This window comes from Mycobacterium sp. (assembly GCF_039583785.1).
Taxonomy (GTDB): domain Bacteria; phylum Actinomycetota; class Actinomycetes; order Mycobacteriales; family Mycobacteriaceae; genus Mycobacterium.
Genome location: NZ_JAVKSG010000006.1, coordinates 24,463 through 41,231, shown reverse-complemented (window position 1 = coordinate 41,231; position 16,769 = coordinate 24,463). Strand labels below are relative to the sequence as shown.

At 67.1% G+C, this 16,769-nt stretch carries 16 protein-coding genes; 9 read left to right on the top strand and 7 right to left on the bottom strand.

The genetic code is table 11. From position 1 onward, the window contains the following. The first annotated feature begins 71 nt into the window (after nt 1-71). On the top strand, nt 72-1,781 hold the full coding sequence (locus ABDV69_RS04535; protein ID WP_343572137.1) for a DEAD/DEAH box helicase: 1,710 nt from the start codon (nt 72-74) through the stop codon (nt 1,779-1,781). Next, a complete protein-coding gene (locus ABDV69_RS04530) occupies nt 1,778-2,914 on the top strand; it encodes an acyltransferase (RefSeq protein WP_343572136.1) in 1,137 nt (378 codons plus the stop codon). Before ABDV69_RS04535 ends, ABDV69_RS04530 begins: the two co-directional genes overlap by 4 nt. Here ABDV69_RS04530 and ABDV69_RS04525 read toward each other — a convergent pair. From ABDV69_RS04525 to ABDV69_RS04505, 5 genes are all read right to left on the bottom strand, one after another. Continuing rightward, nucleotides 2,895-3,482: a helix-turn-helix domain-containing protein gene (locus ABDV69_RS04525; RefSeq protein WP_343572135.1), complete on the bottom strand. Its 588-nt coding sequence runs from the start codon at nt 3,480-3,482 to the stop codon at nt 2,895-2,897. The genes ABDV69_RS04530 and ABDV69_RS04525 overlap by 20 nt on opposite strands. Beyond that, a complete protein-coding gene (locus ABDV69_RS04520) occupies nt 3,483-4,715 on the bottom strand; it encodes a cytochrome P450 (RefSeq protein ID WP_343572134.1) in 1,233 nt (410 codons plus the stop codon). Between the two features lie 359 nt (nt 4,716-5,074). After that, a complete protein-coding gene (locus ABDV69_RS04515; protein WP_343572133.1) occupies nt 5,075-6,073 on the bottom strand; it encodes a hypothetical protein in 999 nt (332 codons plus the stop codon). Nucleotides 6,074-6,704: 631 nt separating this feature from the next. After that, nucleotides 6,705-7,385, bottom strand: a complete 681-nt coding sequence (locus tag ABDV69_RS04510; RefSeq protein WP_343572132.1) for a sensor domain-containing protein — start codon at nt 7,383-7,385, stop codon at nt 6,705-6,707. A gap of 32 nt (nt 7,386-7,417) precedes the next feature. Beyond that, a complete protein-coding gene (locus ABDV69_RS04505) occupies nt 7,418-8,785 on the bottom strand; it encodes an FAD-linked oxidase C-terminal domain-containing protein (RefSeq protein WP_343572131.1) in 1,368 nt (455 codons plus the stop codon). A 49-nt stretch (nt 8,786-8,834) separates the two neighbouring features. On the opposite strand from ABDV69_RS04505, the gene ABDV69_RS04500 reads away from it, so the two are divergent. The 4 genes from ABDV69_RS04500 to ABDV69_RS04485 all read left to right on the top strand — a co-directional run bounded on the left by ABDV69_RS04500 (nt 8,835) and on the right by ABDV69_RS04485 (nt 12,376). Beyond that, complete coding sequence (locus ABDV69_RS04500; protein ID WP_343572130.1) at nt 8,835-9,671, top strand: uracil-DNA glycosylase; 837 nt, start codon at nt 8,835-8,837, stop codon at nt 9,669-9,671. Beyond that, entirely contained in the window at nt 9,661-9,855 is a 195-nt protein-coding gene (locus ABDV69_RS04495) for a hypothetical protein (protein ID WP_343572129.1), read from the top strand. Before ABDV69_RS04500 ends, ABDV69_RS04495 begins: the two co-directional genes overlap by 11 nt. 96 nt (nt 9,856-9,951) lie before the next feature. Further along, on the top strand, nt 9,952-11,256 hold the full coding sequence (locus ABDV69_RS04490) for a DUF2786 domain-containing protein (protein ID WP_343572128.1): 1,305 nt from the start codon (nt 9,952-9,954) through the stop codon (nt 11,254-11,256). 82 nt (nt 11,257-11,338) lie between these two features. Further along, on the top strand, nt 11,339-12,376 hold the full coding sequence (locus ABDV69_RS04485) for an LLM class flavin-dependent oxidoreductase (RefSeq protein ID WP_343572127.1): 1,038 nt from the start codon (nt 11,339-11,341) through the stop codon (nt 12,374-12,376). On the opposite strand, the gene ABDV69_RS04480 is transcribed toward ABDV69_RS04485, so the two are convergent. Both ABDV69_RS04480 and ABDV69_RS04475 read right to left on the bottom strand, forming a co-directional pair. Further along, nucleotides 12,373-12,813, bottom strand: a complete 441-nt coding sequence (locus ABDV69_RS04480) for a nitroreductase family deazaflavin-dependent oxidoreductase (RefSeq protein ID WP_343572126.1) — start codon at nt 12,811-12,813, stop codon at nt 12,373-12,375. The genes ABDV69_RS04485 and ABDV69_RS04480 overlap by 4 nt on opposite strands. A 10-nt stretch (nt 12,814-12,823) precedes the next feature. Next, a complete protein-coding gene (locus ABDV69_RS04475) occupies nt 12,824-13,252 on the bottom strand; it encodes an HIT family protein (RefSeq protein WP_343572125.1) in 429 nt (142 codons plus the stop codon). Between the two features lie 54 nt (nt 13,253-13,306). Here ABDV69_RS04475 and ABDV69_RS04470 point away from each other — a divergent pair, with 54 nt between their 5' ends. From ABDV69_RS04470 to ABDV69_RS04460, 3 genes are all read left to right on the top strand, one after another. Next, nucleotides 13,307-14,698 (top strand): amidase, encoded by a 1,392-nt coding sequence (locus tag ABDV69_RS04470; protein WP_343572124.1) that lies wholly within the window; start codon nt 13,307-13,309, stop codon nt 14,696-14,698. 95 nt (nt 14,699-14,793) lie between these two features. Beyond that, nucleotides 14,794-15,903: an adenylate/guanylate cyclase domain-containing protein gene (locus ABDV69_RS04465; RefSeq protein WP_343572123.1), complete on the top strand. Its 1,110-nt coding sequence runs from the start codon at nt 14,794-14,796 to the stop codon at nt 15,901-15,903. Nucleotides 15,904-16,089: 186 nt separating this feature from the next. After that, nucleotides 16,090-16,647: a hypothetical protein gene (locus tag ABDV69_RS04460; RefSeq protein WP_343572122.1), complete on the top strand. Its 558-nt coding sequence runs from the start codon at nt 16,090-16,092 to the stop codon at nt 16,645-16,647. Nucleotides 16,648-16,769: the final 122 nt, after the last annotated feature.

The following is a 16,769-nucleotide window of genomic DNA, read 5'->3' as shown; positions in this document are numbered from 1 at the left end:
CCGTGACCAGCCGCGTCGACGCGGCAGGCGTGGCCGAGAGACGGTGACCACGCCGTAAACTTTATCTCGACATGAACGCCTCGCATGATGACACCGTGACCTTCGCCGACCTGCAGATTCACCCGTCGGTGCTGCAGGCCCTCTCCGACGTCGGCTACGAATCGCCGTCGGCGATCCAGGCGGCGACGATTCCGGCCCTGATGCAGGGCTCGGATGTGGTGGGTCTGGCCCAGACCGGGACCGGTAAGACGGCCGCGTTCGCGGTGCCGATCCTGTCCAAAATCGACACCAGCAGTAGAGCCACTCAGGCGCTGGTACTGGCGCCGACCCGCGAGCTGGCGTTGCAGGTGGCCGAGGCGTTCAGCCGGTACGGCACGCACCTTCCGCAGATCAATGTGCTGCCGATCTACGGCGGCTCGTCCTACGGGGTGCAGTTGGCCGGCCTGAAGCGCGGCGCGCAGGTGGTGGTCGGGACCCCGGGTCGCGTGATCGACCACCTCGAGCGCGGGACGCTGGATCTGTCCCGGGTGGACTACCTGGTGCTCGACGAGGCCGACGAGATGCTCACGATGGGTTTCGCCGAGGAAGTCGAGCGGATCCTGGCCGAAACTCCGGAATACAAACAGGTGGCGCTGTTCTCCGCGACGATGCCGCCGGCGATCCGCAAGCTCAGCAACAAGTACCTGCACGACCCGACCGAGATCAAGGTCGAGGCGAAAACCGCGACAGCCGAAAACATTTCGCAGCGCTACATTCAGGTCGCCGGTCCACGCAAGATGGACGCGCTGACCCGGGTGCTCGAAGTCGAAGCGTTCGAGGCGATGATCGTCTTCGTCCGCACCAAGCAGGCCACCGAAGAGGTCGCCGAAAAGCTACGTGCCCGGGGGTTTTCCGCGGCGGCCATCAACGGCGACATCCCGCAGGCCGTGCGTGAGCGCACCATCGCCGCCCTCAAAGAAGGCGGCAACAAAGGAATCGACATCCTGGTCGCCACCGATGTGGCCGCCCGCGGGCTCGACGTCGAGCGGATATCGCACGTGCTCAACTACGACATCCCGCACGACACCGAGTCCTACGTGCACCGGATCGGCCGGACCGGACGGGCGGGACGGTCGGGCAACGCACTGCTGTTCGTGTCGCCGCGAGAACGCCATCTGCTCAAGGCAATCGAGAAGATGACCCGGCAGAAGCTCACCGAAGCTCAACTGCCCAGCGTCGACGACGTCAACGCCCAGCGGGTGGCGAAATTCGCCGACTCGATCACCGACAGTCTCAGTTCGCCCGGGCTGGACCTGTTCCGACGCCTGGTCGCGGATTACGAACGCGATCACGATGTTCCGATGGCCGACGTCGCGGCGGCGCTGGCGCTGCAATCGCGTGACGGCGAAGCGTTCCTGCTGTCACCCGAGCCGCCGCCCGAGCGTCGCTCGAAGGAATACCAGGACCGGCCGGCCAGATCGCCGCGCGGCCCCGGTGACGGCCCGAAGCAAGGGTTCGCGACGTACCGCATCGCGGTCGGCAAACGGCACAAGATCGGACCGGGCGCAATCGTCGGCGCCATCGCCAACGAAGGTGGCCTGCACCGCAGCGATTTCGGGCACATCACCATCAAGCCGGACTTCTCGCTGGTGGAACTGCCGGCAAAATTGCCCCGAGCGACGCTGAAAGCGCTTGAGAAGACCCGTATTTCCGGTCAGCTGATCAACCTGCAGCAGGATCTGGCTCCGGACAAGAACCGCCGCGGTGGCCATGGCGCGCCGCGGCGGGATCACCAGGGATGACCCGGGCCGACACGTCGGCCCAAGGCGGACTCGAACAGGTAGCCGGGCCGGATCGGGTCGCATCGTTGACCGGTATCCGGGCCGTGGCAGCACTTCTGGTGGTGGCCACGCACGCGGCGTATACCACCGGAAAATACATCGAGGGCTATTTCGGCCTGTTCTGCTCGCGGATGGAGATGGGCGTCCCGATCTTCTTCGTGCTGTCCGGGTTTCTGTTGTTCCGGCCTTGGGTGAAATCGGCGGCGACCGGTGCTCCGGAGCCGTCGGTCCGTCGCTACGCCTGGCACCGGGTGCGACGCATCATGCCGGCCTACGTCGTCACGGTTCTCATCGCCTACGGCATCTACCACTTCCGGCATGCCGGACCGAATTTCGGCCATACCTGGTTCGGGTTGTTCCGCAACCTGACGCTGACCCAGATCTACACCTTCAACTACATGCGCGGCTACCTCCATCAGGGCCTGACCCAGATGTGGAGTTTGGCGGTGGAAGCCTCGTTCTACGTGGTCCTCCCGCTGCTGGCCTACCTGCTGCTGGTGGTCCTGTGCCGAGGGCAGTGGCGCCCAAAGCTGTTGCTGCTCGGCCTCGCTGCGCTGGCGCTGATCACCCCGGCGTGGCTGGTGGGGGTGCACCTCGCCACCGCGATTCCCAACGGCGCCCGGCTGTGGCTACCCACCTACCTGATCTGGTTTCTCGCCGGCATGGCGCTGACCGTTCTGCAACGGATGGGTGCGCGCTGCTACGGGTTTGTCGCGTTACCGCTCGCGGCGGTCTGCTATCTCATCGCGTCCACGCCGCTTGCCGGCGACCCGACGACGTCGCCGCTCGGCCTGTCGCAGGCGCTGTACAAGGCGGTGTTCTACGCGGCGATCGCCGCCCTGGCGGTGGCGCCGTTGGCGCTCGGCAACGAGGGTCTGTATGCCCGCTTGCTGGCCAGCCGGCCGATGGTCTGGCTCGGCGAGATCTCCTACGAGATCTTCTTGATCCATTTGGTCACAATGGAATTTGCGATGGTCTACATCATGCAGGATCACGTGTACACCGGTTCGATGGCCGGGTTGTTCGTGGCGACGATGGCCATCACGATTCCGCCGGCTTGGGCGTTGCACCGGTTCACCCGGGTGCGCGACTGACCTGGTCGGCGGGCAGCACCACCGGGGCGACGAACTCGGTGAGCATCGCCCGCTCGTCGGCCTCGTCGCGGCCGGGAAAGATCAGCAGCGACGTGATGGCCCGCACCAGCCAGCGACCGCGGCCCGCGACATTGACCGGATGGTCGTCGCCGAGTGAGGTGACGAAGGCGGTTGCCAGCCCGGTGATCACGTCGGACTGCTCGGCCAACTCGGCACCGAGCGGACCCGACGTCGTCGCGAACCAGGCTGACAGCGCTGGGCTTTCGCGAACCAGACGCAGGGCGGTGACGATCCCGGTGACCAGGCGTTGCTGCGGGTCTTCGATGTGGTCGACGTCGATCGACTCGGCCAGCCGATGGGTTTCGCGGGCCACGTAGGCGCTGCGCAGCGCCTCCCGGTTCTCGAAGTAGCGGTACAGCGTCGCGCGCGAACACCCTGCGGCCTTGGCGATCTCATTCATGCCGACCGAGCCGGGATCGTGGCGGGTGAACAGTTCCTCGGCGGCGTCGAGGATCCGGTCGGCCGCGGCCTCGGTGCGGCGCTCGGCGAGCCAGTCGTTGGCCGGCATCTACGTGACCCGGAACGGGACCGAGAGCGGGCGGCGCACATAGCTGCCGCCGGCCCAGACTACGTTGGCCTCGTCCACCTCGAAATCGGGGCAGCGGATGAGCAATTCGTTCAACGCGACCCGCGATTGCATCCGGGCGGCGGCCGCGCCCAGGCAGTGGTGGGCGCCGTGGCTGAAGGTCAGCAGGTTACGCGGTTTCCGCTCGACGTCGAGTTCGCCTGCATCCGAACCGAATTGGCGCTCGTCGCGGTTGGCGGATCCGTAGACCAGCAGCGCCCGACGGCCCTTCGGAATGGTGGTCTCGCCGATGCTGACGTGGCGGGTCACCGTGCGAGCCAGCGCCTGCACCGGCGAGGTGAGCCGCAGGAATTCGTCGACGGCGCCGGGGATCAGGTCGGGGTTGTCCACCAACAGACGCCGTTGGTCCGGACGCTGGTGCAGCAGTTGTACTGTGCCGCCGAGCATGCCGGTGGTGGTGTCGTTCCCGCCGGTGATCATCGTGAAGACGAACGCCAGGACTGACAGCGTTCCGGCGACGTCGCCGGTGGCGCCGACGCCCGCGGCAACCAGATGCGAGATGGTGTCGTCGCCGGGCTCGGAGCGACGGCGTTCGATCAGCTCGCTGAAGTAGGCCATCATCGAACCGACCGCGTCGCCGACGGTCGCCAGTGCGCCCGCGACGCCGCCCTCGGCGGTGTTGGCCGTCACGATCGCGTCGGTCCACCCGTCGAACTGGCCGCGGTCTTCTTCGGGGACGCCGAGGTAGTGTGCCACGACCATCGACGGCAGCGGCTTGAACAATTCGGCAACGATGTCGCCGCCGCCGTTGGCGAGCAGCCGCTCCAGGCGCTCCACCACGAACTCCCGGACCTTGGGTTCGACGGCCTCGACCTGTCGCGGGGTGAATCCGCGGGCCACCAGCTTGCGGAACTCGGTGTGCACCGGCGGATCCTGCATCACCATCGGCGGATTGTCCGCCAGCCCAATCATTTCCAGTTCGCCATAGTTGACGGTCAAACCCTCTGCTGAGGAGAAGGTCTCGTGGTCTTTTGCCGCGGCCCAGATGTCGGCGTGCCGGGTCAGCACGTAGTAGTCGTTCTCGGGCTTGCTCGCCGGCACGACGTGGTGCACCGGGTCGTGATCGCGCAGCGCCCGGTACATCGGCCACGGGTCGGGCCACGTCGCAGCGTTGGCCAGGTGGAATCGAGGCTTGTGAGACAAATTCGCTGTCATGTATTATTAATACGACAAATGGGCGTATATGTCTATGCGGATATCCGTCGGAGACACGGGTAGAGGCGACGTCGGGGTCGAATTTCTAGACATTGAGACGGCTCGGAGCTTGTCTCGGGTGGGCGAGCTGACAGCTACCGGCCATTCGGCTTGCGCCGCGACACTGCAGGATGGCTGGTCGAGCCAGGACACGGCGAGCCACCTTCACCCAGTCGCCCCCGACGTTCTCGCTGATCCTCGTCGTAGGCCAAGAGGCGCTGTCGCTGGCTGCTGCTCTGGCTTAAACGCCAAACATCCCGGGCCGCACTTCTCGCGGCCCGGGATGTTTGGTTAAGCCGTTGAGCTCAGCCGGCTACGTCTTACAGGCCGAGGAACGCCAGCGGGTCGATGCTTGAGACCGCGTCAGCGGCAGCGCTGCTTGTGTCAGCGGCAAGACCGAAGGCCGCACCCGGGTCGAGGCTCGTGAGGTCAAACGTGCTGACCAGGCTGGACAGGTCGTAGTCCCCGAACGGCGTCACGAGGGTGTCGGTGGCAGTGCCGGCGGCGGTGCTGCCAGCGGCATCCGGGACATCGGTGAAGATGTTCTCATAGCCGCTGCCGAAGTTGGTGACGTCATAGGCCGTCCCGATGGCCGGCAGGTCCGCGGCAGTTCCCCCCGCGACGGGCGAGTCACCAGTGATGTCGAACCCGGTGTTGGTGATGCTGCCAAGGCTGCTGACGTTCTCGGTGGTGGTGACAGTCCCGAGCACCGCGGCGGGTGTGGAGCCGCTGGCCGGGCTGAAGACCTCGAAGTTCTGATCAGCCACGCTGCCGGTGTCGAAAAACGGCGAAGTGCCGGTTCCCTGGGTCAGAGCGTCGAAGCCTTCGGTCCCTGGAGTGGAATCGGTTCCGCCGGTGTAGGGGTCGAAGGTGAACTTGCCGAGCGTGATGGCGTCAGAACCGGGTGCATCCGGGAACGCCCCGGTGCTGTCGGTGGCGGCCAGTGTGGCGGCCAGGGTGGGGTCACCGTTGTACAGCACAGCATCGTAATTGGCCGCCTCGTTGATCTGTGCCGTCGTGGCGTCGGCGGGGAGCAGGTTGGCGAATGCGTCATCGTTGAACGGCGCTTCCCCGAGGCCGAACGGGGTTGTCCCTGCCGTCACATCGGTGGTCAGCGAGGTAGCCAGGCTGGGGTCGCCGCTGGTCAGCGCCGAGTCCAGGCTGGACAGCTCGGCCGCTGAGGCGGTCGAATCGACTTGTCCAGCAAAGATGGTAAACGGGTCGCTGGTGTCGGCGAAGGCGATCGCGACGGGTAAGAGCGCGGAGGCCAGCAGCCCACCGGCTGCGGCGCCCAGGGTGAGCGGGATACGACGGTTCATCAAATTGCTCCATTCATTCTGGCTGTTCAGGTGACATATAAGTCGGCGGTCTTGGTAAGCAAGCCTCTAACCCCCACAAACTTTCAACCCCCCGAAGAGACTTTAGCAGGAGTGTGTCAGAAGCATAAGTGCCCCCTGAATTTTCCTGAGACGATCGCGACCTTGCTGTAGAAAATTGTGAAGTTACTGCGAATACGCTGCCACGCAGTCCGACATTTCTCGCGGGCGCCTCGCCCGCTATTCCTTCCTGCTCCCGTTGTGACCGCTGACCTGCGCGAAGTCGTGCGTGAGCGGGGTCACCTTGACTGCTCAACCAAGTTCGGGTACTGCAACTACTTTCACACCGGACTTGACCGGCGTGGTAGAAAAGAAGGGACCTCGTTATGCCCCAAGCGCCAATTTATGGTCGTGATTCGCAAAATTCGTGGTTTCCGCGTTGTCGGTGAGCATTGCCCACGCCGGAATTCCTAAAATCGGAAGACCCGTACTTCTCTCGATACGTCGTCGACAGCTATCAAGAAAAGCAGCTTTATCGCAGTTGCGTCAGGGCTGACTTCAAAACTGGCAACCTCTCCAACCTCCACCGGCGCCAGCCGTGAATAACGTTCGGGCGTAACTGCGCGGAAGCCGGCTACCGGCTTTGGCTGATCTTGTTGACGACAAGGCGCGCCACCGCGCTCGCGTCGAGAGTGGAAGCGTCCGGACGACGCAGAGTTCCGAAAACCTCTGCGTCGACGAGATATTGAGACGTCACCAGGAAGGCGCGCCGGTTCACGCCTGGTGTCATGATCCCGTTATCCGTCGAGACCGATAGCACTGCCGTCAGCTCTCCATCGGAATCGTCGACCTGCCTGATGCTTTGGATGAACGAAACAGCTCCAGTGTGGTAGGTCACGGTGACGTCGCGGCATCGACCCCACTGCGCGGCGTTCCTGCGATACCAGGTCTGTGCACTGTCGGCGGAATCCAGCTCCACCACAGATATGACGATATTCACTCGCTCGTCGACGCGTTGCGGCGTGATCCACATACCTCGAGCGGCGGCGCGCAGCGGAGCGCCCTGGTACGTGCTGCGATAACCGGCGTGCGTGACCCCGGCGCACTCCACCGGAGACTCGGCGCCCTTGTCATCTCGGAGCGTGTCGATCCCGCCGGCTTCCAATACAGAATCACGCTCCACAGGCAGACCCACGACCCGGGACAGCTCGGCGGAATCGGGCAGCGACCGCTCCGCTGGGCTGAGCGGCGTCCTGACGGCGTGACCCGGCACGATCCCCGAGCAACCCGCGAGCACACAGGGGATCAGCAGCACGGCGGAAAGAAATGGCCGGCTCATCGTCGTAGTCAGACGCCCGCGCCGGGATTCAAAATGCCCAAGGGATCCAACGCATCCTTGATGCGGCGATTCACTGCCATCGCCTCGGGGCCGAGGTAGCCCTCCAGCCACGGACGCTTGAGCCGGCCCACGCCGTGCTCGCCGGTGATCGTGCCGCCCAGATCCACTGCGAGGTCCATGATCTCGCCGTAGGCCAACTGGGCCCGCTCGCTCATCGCCGGGTCGTCGGGGTCGTACACGATCAGCGGATGGGTGTTGCCGTCGCCGGCGTGCGCGATCACCGCGATCATCAGGTCGCGCTGCTCGGCGATCCGCGCGATCCCGCCGACCAGATCGGCCAGCGCGGGCAGTGGCACGCCGACGTCCTCGAGCAGCAGCGGCCCCTTCTCCTCGACCGCCGGAATCGCGAATCGTCGGGCCGCGACAAATGCCTCGCCCTCCTCCGGGTCGTCGGTCGAAAAGACTTCCGTCGCACCGAATTCGGTGAATGTGGCGGCCATGAACTCGGCGTCGTCGCTGCCGCCGCGTCCACGCTCGTCGGACGCGCCCACCAACATCGCGGCCGCACCGCGGTCCAGGCCCATCCGCAGCTTGTCCTCGACGGCGTTGATGGTCGCCGAATCCATGAACTCCAGCATCGCCGGGCGCAGCCGCAAGGTCACCCCGAGCACCGCTGCACAGGCGGCCTCCACCGACGCGAAGGTGGCGACCACCGTGCTCAACGGCTGCTGGGCCGGCACCAGCCGCAGCGTCACCTCGGTGATCACACCGAGTGCGCCCTCGCTGCCGACGAACAACTTCGTCAGGCTCAGTCCCGCGACGTCTTTGAGCCGGGGACCACCGAGTCGGACCGCGGTGCCGTCGGCCAGCACCACCTGCACGCCGAGCACGTAGTCGGTGGTGACGCCGTACTTGACGCAGCACAGCCCGCCGGCGTTGGTCGCGATGTTGCCGCCGATGCTGCAGATCTCATACGACGACGGGTCGGGTGGATACCACAGGCCGTGCTCGGCGACGGTCTTCTTGACCTCGGCGTTGAGCAGGCCCGGCTGGCAGACCGCGGTGCGGGTGACGGGGTCGACGACGATGTCGCGCATCTTTTCCGTCGACAGCACGATCCCGCCGTCGATCGCGGTGGCACCGCCGGACAGGCCGGTACCCATCCCGCGGGTCACCACCGGGATGTGATGAGCGGTGGCCCACCGCAGCACGGTCTGGACTTCTTCGGTCCGCTTCGGGCGCACCACGGCCATCGGCTTTCCGGCGGACGGGTCCAGGGCGCGGTCCTGCCGGTATCCCTCGGTGATCGCAGGGTCGGTGACGACCATTCCCTCGGGTAGCTCGGCGATCAGGCCGGCCAGCGCGTCAGCGGCCATGCCGCGATCCTACGGACACCTGCCCGCGGCGCTGGTACACAGTGGAGCTGTGAACCTGGCCCACCCACGCACCGGTGCGCTGTTCGAATCCCCGGTGCCGCCCGGCACCGGGTGGCCCGGCGATCCGGCAACCGCTCGCACGGCGATTGCATCGGACGCGGAACGGGTCGATGCGATGGCCGAGGCCGCGACGTCGCTGAAGCAGCTCGATGCGCAGATATCGGTGTGCCGGGCCTGCCCGCGGCTGGTGCAGTGGCGCGAATCCTCGGCGCTGACCAAGCGGCGGTCGTTCGCCGACCAGCCGTACTGGGGCCGACCGGTTCCAGGTTGGGGCGACGAGCGTCCGCGGATCATCGTCGTCGGCCTGGCCCCCGCGGCCAACGGCGCCAACCGAACCGGCCGGGTATTCACCGGCGACCGCTCCGGTGACTTTTTGTACGCGGCGATCCACCGCGCCGGTTTGGCGAACTCGCCGATTGCCGTCGATGCGGCAGATGGCCTGCAGCTCAATGACATTCGGGTGGTGGCTGCGGTGCGATGCGCACCGCCGGCCAACGCGCCGACGCCGGCCGAGCGGTCGACCTGCGCGCCGTGGCTGACCGCCGAGTGGCGACTGGTCGGTGGCGACACCCGAGTGATCGTGGCGCTGGGCGCATTTGGGTGGCGCTCGGCGCTCGACATGATCCGCGCGACCGGCGGCCGGGTGCCCCGCCCGCAACCGAAGTTCGGCCACGCAGCCACCGCAACGGTGCATGCCGGACACGGCGAGGTGACGCTGCTGGGCTGCTATCACCCCAGCCAGCAGAACACCTTCACCGGCAAGCTGACCCCCGCCATGCTCGACGACATCCTCGCCCGGGCGAAGGGAATGGCGGGTGTGCGGTGACGGCCTGGCCGCAACCCGTGAGCTTCGGGAGCGCCTTGCCGCCCTCGACATCGTCGGCGGATCGACCTATGACGCCCTCGTCGGTCAGGCGGCCTTAACGAACGACCGCAGTCTGCTGACCCGTGACCGTCGGGCCGAGCGCATCTACCGCTCACTCGACGTCGATTACCGGATTGTGGAATGACGAGCTCTGTTGCTTGTCAAAACGTTTCGTTCGGCTACCCACGGAGCGCGGCGCGCCTGTCGCAACGTGTCGGACCCTGTGGCCAGACTTCGATGAATGAGCAGACGCAACCGCGAGAAACGCGCAGCCAAGCTGAAGAACCGGCGCCGGGCGGAGGCCTCGCGAGAACGCGTTCGGTCCGGCCCCGGGCCGGACCGGGTGATGCTTCTCGAACGACTTGTCTTTGCGTTCAGTGCGGCCGCATCGTGTCCTGACGGGAACACGTTTCGTCGCGTCGCCGCCGAACTGCTCGACGAGTACCAGGACTTCGCGAGCGAACTCGACACTGCGGCCGACATCGTCGTGAACGAGGCCATCGAAGCGGCCTGGCGGCATGGCTGGACGCCGTCGGACCTGCATGAGGTCGCACGCCGTCGGCTCAAGGCCGCCGAGGTCCGATATCTCGATGAAGCCGTCGTTCTGGAGTCCCGGCGGTATGCGGCAGCGGCCCTGCATCCGCAATGGCGCGCCGCTCTCGCCGACATCTCAACCACGCTCGGTCCTGCGGCGCACACTCCGCACATGTGGGGCTGGGCGGCTGCAAACGGAGTCGGACGAAGCGATGCTGTCAACGTGGTGCTCACGGTGCTGCACCTGCTCGGTCGACTTCCGGTCCTGACAGCGCTGCTGCCGTTACCCGGCACCTTTCGGCAGGCGCCGACGGCGGTGAGCGACATCGACGACAAGGCCCTCGGCAAGGTCCGAGCACTGTTGGCCAAGGCCGAAGCCACCGACTTCGCCGACGAAGCGGAAGCCCTGTCGGCCAAGGCCCAAGAATTGATGAGCAGGTATTCCCTTCAGGAAGCGGTGGCGGGGCACGACCCTCGCCACGTACCGCTGGCGAGCGCGCGACGAATCTGGATCGACAACCCGTATGCCGCGGCGAAGGCGGTGCTGGTGCAAGTGGTGGGCCGGGCCAACCGATGCCGCGCAGTATGGGCGGAAGACATTGGATTCATCACCGTAATCGCCTCCGAAACCGACCTCCGGCTGGTCGAGTTGCTGGCCACCTCGCTTTTGGTCCAAGCCAACCGGGCCATGCTCGGTGCGGGACGCCAGATCACGGGCGGTGAGCAGGCACGCACCCGGTCATTTCGGCAGACTTTCCTTGTCGCTTACGCACAGCGCATCGGGGAACGACTCGAAAGCGTCAGCGCATCGGTCACGGCGGAGATCAAGCATGATGCTCGGCTGCTTCCCGTGCTGGCGGCAAACAGCCGGGCGGCCGACGAGCTCACCGACCGAATGTTTCCCTCGACGGTGCCTCGTCCGGTAGCGGCGTCCAACGGTGCAGGCTGGGGCGCGGGGCGTGCTGCGGCGGATATGGCTGTCCTTGATGTTCGCGACGGGATCGCTGGCTAGCGCGTCCAGACCGAGCACCGGGCATTCCCGAGCTGATCGACGACCAGGGAACGTTCGGCGGCCGGAAGGCGTTGACCGCCTCATGCGGCTTTCTGTCCTCGATCTCGTCCCTGTCCGCACCGACCAGACCACCGCGGACGCACTCAAGGCCACCGTGGGCCTGGCGCAGACCGCCGACCGGCTGGGTTTCACCCGTTACTGGGTCGCCGAACACCACAACATGCCCTCGGTCGGCGCCACCAGCCCACCGGTGCTGATCGCCTACCTTGCGGCCCAGACCACCCAGCTGCGGCTGGGCTCGGGCGGCGTGATGCTGCCCAATCACGCGCCGCTGGCGGTCGCCGAGCAGTTCGCCCTGCTGGAGGCGGCGGCGCCGGGCCGCATCGACCTCGGCATCGGCCGGGCGCCCGGCTCGGACCCGGTCACCTCGGTGCTGCTGCGCGGTGCCGCCGGCCGCGACGATCGCGACATCGACCAGTTCCCGCAGTACCTCGACCACGTGCGCGCGATGATGAGCGCCCGGGGCGTGCCGGTGCAGTTGCGCGACGGCGACTACATCCTCAAGGCCACCCCGGCCGCGGCCAGCGAGCCCAGGCTGTGGCTGCTCGGGTCGTCGATGTACTCCGCGCAACTGGCCGCCGCCAAGGGCTTGCCCTACGTGTTCGCCCACCACTTCTCCGGCCAGGGGACCGAAGAGGCGCTGGCGCACTACCGGTCGCAGTTTGTGCCCGGCGAGCTGGCCGCCGAACCGGTGACCTTTCTGACCGTCAACGCCGCAGTGGCCGAAACCCGCGACGAGGCAACGGCTTTGATCATGCCCAACCTGCACATGATGGCCCGGCTGCGGACGGGTCAACCGCTGGGGCCGGTCGAGCTCGTCGAGGATATCCGGGGCACCAAGCTGACATCGCAGCAGCAGCACATTGTCGACAGCGGGCTGGAGCAATCAGTCGTCGGATCGCCCGCCGAGGCCGCCGACCAGCTGACCGCGCTGGCGCAGCGGTTCGGCGTCGACGAGGTGATGGTGCATCCGGTCGCGTCGGCGCACCGCGGTACCGACCCCGCGACCGCTCCGGCGCGCGAAAAGACGCTGGAGTTACTGGCGAAAGAGCTGTTTTAAGCCGGCGTGAGCCGGACGACCGGAATAGGTCGCGACGTCTTCTCCTGATACGCCTGGTAGCGGTTGCCGTTGTTCTTGTTGACGATCTGCCACAGTCGCTGGTAGTCGGTGTCGTCGGGCAACACCGGATGGGCTGTCACCCGGAAACGCTGCGGCCCGACGTTGATTTCGACGCTCGGGTTGGCCTTCAGGTTGTGGTACCAGCCGGGCGCTTTCGGGTCGCCGCCCTTGGACGCGACGATCAGGTAGTCGTCGCCGTCCCGGGCATAGGTCAGCGTCGCGCTGCGGGATTTGCCGGTCTTGGCGCCGACGGTGTGCAGCAGCAGGCTGGGAATACCGAGGATGCGGTGACCGATCCAGCCGTTGGTCTTCTGGTAGACGGTGTCGTGAACGCGTAGCACATAGGGCAGCAGGGTCTGCTCGAACGGAAGGGTCATAGGCCCAGTATCAGCTGCCGGCGTCGATCTCCGCCAGCGCGTCCCGCAGGATTCGGCCGGTCGACGCGCGGTCGGGGTCACGGCGTCGTAGGAGCCCCTTGGCGACCGCCAGCTTGTCTCCGTTGCGCCGCGGCAGCACATGCAGGTGGACGTGGAAGACCGTCTGAAAAGCGGCCGGGCCGTCGTTGATCCCGATGTTGGTGGCGTCGGCCAACTCGGTCGCCCGCGCCGCCTTGGCAATGCGCTGCCCGATCGTCGCCATGCCGGCCAGCGTCTCGGCGGGGGTGTCGGTGAGATCCACCGAGTGCTGCTTGGGCACCACCAGGGTGTGGCCGCGGGTGAACGGACGGATGTCGAGGAAGGCCAGATACGCGTCGTCTTCGTAGATTCGGATGGCCGGGGCCCGGCCGGCGACGATCGCGCAGAACACACAGGACATAAGACGTCACGGTAGCGGTCCGCGGCGCCGGCCAAGTGGGTAGTCTGCCTCGACGTGGACATAGCCGATCTGGCCTTCGCGGGAGCGGCCGAGCAGGCGCGGATGCTGGCCGCGGCCAGCATCACCGCTCCGGCGCTGCTCGAGGTCTACCTGGACCGCATCGCGCGGTTGGACCCGCAGTTGCGCAGCTACCGGGTGGTGCTGGCGCACACCGCGCGCCGGGAAGCGCTGGCCGCCCAGCGCCGCCTCGACGCCGGCGAGCGACTGCCACTGCTCGGTGTTCCGGTCGCGATCAAGGACGACATCGACGTCGCCGGGGAACTCACAGCGTGCGGCAGTAGCGCGGTCGCGACCCCGGCTGCCCAGGACGCGGAGGTGGTCCGGCGGCTGCGCGCGGCCGGTGCGGTGATTATCGGCAAAACCGCTGTGCCCGAGCTGATGATCTTCCCGTTCACCGAATCGTTGACGTTCGGGGCGACCCGCAATCCCTGGGACACTGCGCTCACGCCGGGGGGAAGCAGCGGCGGTAGCGGCGCCGCGGTGGCCGCCGGCCTCGCGCCGCTGGCGCTGGGCTCCGACGGCGCCGGCTCGATCCGCATCCCGTCGGGCTGGTGCGGGCTGTTCGGGATCAAGCCGCAGCGGGATCGGGTTTCGCTGGCGCCGCACCACGACGCCTGGTGCGGGTTGAGCGTGAACGGGCCGCTCGCGCGGACGGTGCAAGACGCGGCGGTGTTCCTGGACGCCACGACCACGACGCCCGCGCCCGACGGTGGCTTCGTCGGCGCCGCGGCCAGGCATCCGGGCCGGCTCCGAATTGCGTTGAGCACCAAGGTTCCACCGCCGCTGATCGCCAAGGTCGGTAACCAGCAGCGGGCCGCGGTCGATGCGACCGGCGCGCTGCTGCGCGAGCTCGGCCACGACGTCGTCGTCCGCGATCCGGACTATCCGCCGTCGGCGGTCTACGGCAACTTCCTGCCGCGCTTTTTCCGCGGCATCTACGACGACGTCCGGGTGATGCCGCATCAAGACCGGCTCGAGAAGCGCACCCGCACCATGGCCCGCATCGGGTCGCTGATCCCCGACCGGCGGATGGCGAAGATCCGTGCCGCGGAAGCCGCGCTGGCCGGGCGGATCCAGTCGATCTTCGACGACGTCGACGTCGTCGTCACACCCGGCAATGCCACCGGGCCGTCGCGGATCGGGGCCTACCAACGCCTCGGCGGCATCGCGACCCTGCTGGCGGTGTCGCAGCGGGTGCCGTTTTTCGAGATCTGGAATCTGACCGGTCAACCCGCTGCGGCCGTGCCGTGGGGCCTCGACGACAAGGGTGTTCCGCTGTCGATCCAGTTGGTCGGCCGCCCGAACGACGAGGCGACGCTGCTGGCGCTGGGCGCGCAGATCGAGGTCGCCCGGCCGTGGGCGCAGCGCCGCCCGCCGGTGTCATGACGGCGCGATAACCCAGGATCAGCAGCCGGGCGGTGTCGTCGACGACGGTCGGGAACCGGTGGAGCAGCGGTGTGGCCATCGGATAACTTGACCAGGTGGACCACGCGGAGAACGACAAACTGCTCGACGGTCTGCAAGGCGACGCGCGTGACGAGCGCGCCGAGCTGATCGAGTGGCTCGTCGAGCAGGGCATCACCGCCGATGAGATCCGGTCGGCGCCGGTCCCGATGTTGGTGGCCTCCCGCCGCCTGATGGGTGACGACGGCGATTACGTGTCGACGCGCGACATCGCCGACGAGTACGGGATCGACCTTGACCTGTTGCAGCGCGTGCAACGCGCGATTGGTTTGGTGCGCGTCGACGATCCCGACGCGGCTGTGCATCTGCGCGCCGACGGGGCCGCCGCCGCCCACGCGAAGCAGTTCTTGGACCTCGGCATCGACCCCGACCAGGTGGTGCAGGTCGTTCGCGTTCTCGCCGAAGGGCTTTCGCACGCCGCCGAAGTCATGCGTTTCACCGCATGGTCGGCCATCCTGCAACCCGGCGCCCGTGAAGTGGACACCGCGAAAGCGTTCCAGGAGTTGGTGGGCCGCGTCGCGCCGCTGCTCGGGCCGATGATCGAGGACATGCTGTTCATGCAGCTGCGGCACATGATGGAGACCGAGGCCGTCAACGCCGGCGAGCGGGCCGCGGGGGCGCCGTTGCCTGGGGCGCGGCACATCACCGCCGCGTTCGCCGACCTGGTCGGGTTCACCCGGCTGGGCGAGGAGGTGCCCCCCGAAGAGCTCGGGCAGCTGGCCAACCGGCTCGCCGAGATGGCCCGCGACGTGGCGGTTCCGCCGGTGCGGTTCATCAAGACGATCGGCGATGCGGTGATGTTCATCTGCACCGAGCCCGCGCCGCTGCTGGACGCCGTGCTCAAGCTGGTCGACATGACCGACAGCGACAACGACTTTCCCCGGCTGCGGGCCGGTATCGCGTCGGGTTCGGCGGTCAGCCGGGCCGGAGACTGGTTCGGCAGCCCGGTGAACACCGCCAGCCGGGTGACGGCGGCGGCCCGACCGGGCACGGTGCTGGCGGCGGAGTCGGTGCGCGACGAACTCGGCGACAACGCGGGGTTCACCTGGTCGTTCGCCGGAGCGCGCCGACTCAAAGGCATCAAGGGCGAGGTGAAGCTGTTCCGCGCCCGTCGGGGCGGAAGCTGAGCGCGCCGCGCGCACAAACCCCGCGTCGGGCGAGATATCCCAGGTCAGCGTCTCGTACGTGACGGCGGTGTCGCGACGTGGGCCCATCCCGGCGTCTTTGAGCTACCTGCTACGCCCAGTTGCTCTCAGGTTTCGCGGGGAGTGAAACCGCTGTGACAATCGGTGTAATGATGTAATTATGTAAGCATGAGTCACCATCATGGAGGCAGGCGGCGCCACGGCCGCCCCGGCGGTTGGCAGCAAGCCGGCCAACCCGAGGCCGGCGATGCCGCCAACTGGTTCGCCGGCCGTCTGCCGGACGCCTGGTTCGACGGCGAGCCGACCGTAGTGGTCGACCGCGAAGAAATCACCGTCATCGGAAAGCTGCCGGACTCCGGCAAGGACGAATCCGACGCGCACGCCGAAGGTCGGGCCGCGCGATTTCGTGAGCAGACCCGTTCGGAGCGGATGAGCATCGCCGACGAGGCGCAGCGCCGCTACGGCCGCAAGGTTTCCTGGGGTGTGCAGGTGGCCGGCGAGCGGGTCTTGTTCACCCACATCGCGGTTCCGGTGATGACCCGGTTGAAGCAGCCGGAGCGTCAGGTGCTCGACACCCTGGTCGACGCGGGTGTGGCACGTTCGCGCTCCGACGCGCTGGCCTGGTCGGTCAAGTTGGTCGGCGAGCACACCGAAGAGTGGCTGGCCAGGCTGCGCGACGCCATGACCGTGGTCGACGACTTGCGTGCCGAAGGTCCCGAACTCTAGGTCCTCAGCAGCCACTGGCTGGAGGGTTGCCCTCTTTTTCAATTCGCGGCCACCGGCCTACCGACGGTGATATCGCATGTGTCGTCGTTTGGAAAACAGGTGAGGTGCCGGTGCTGGTGTCA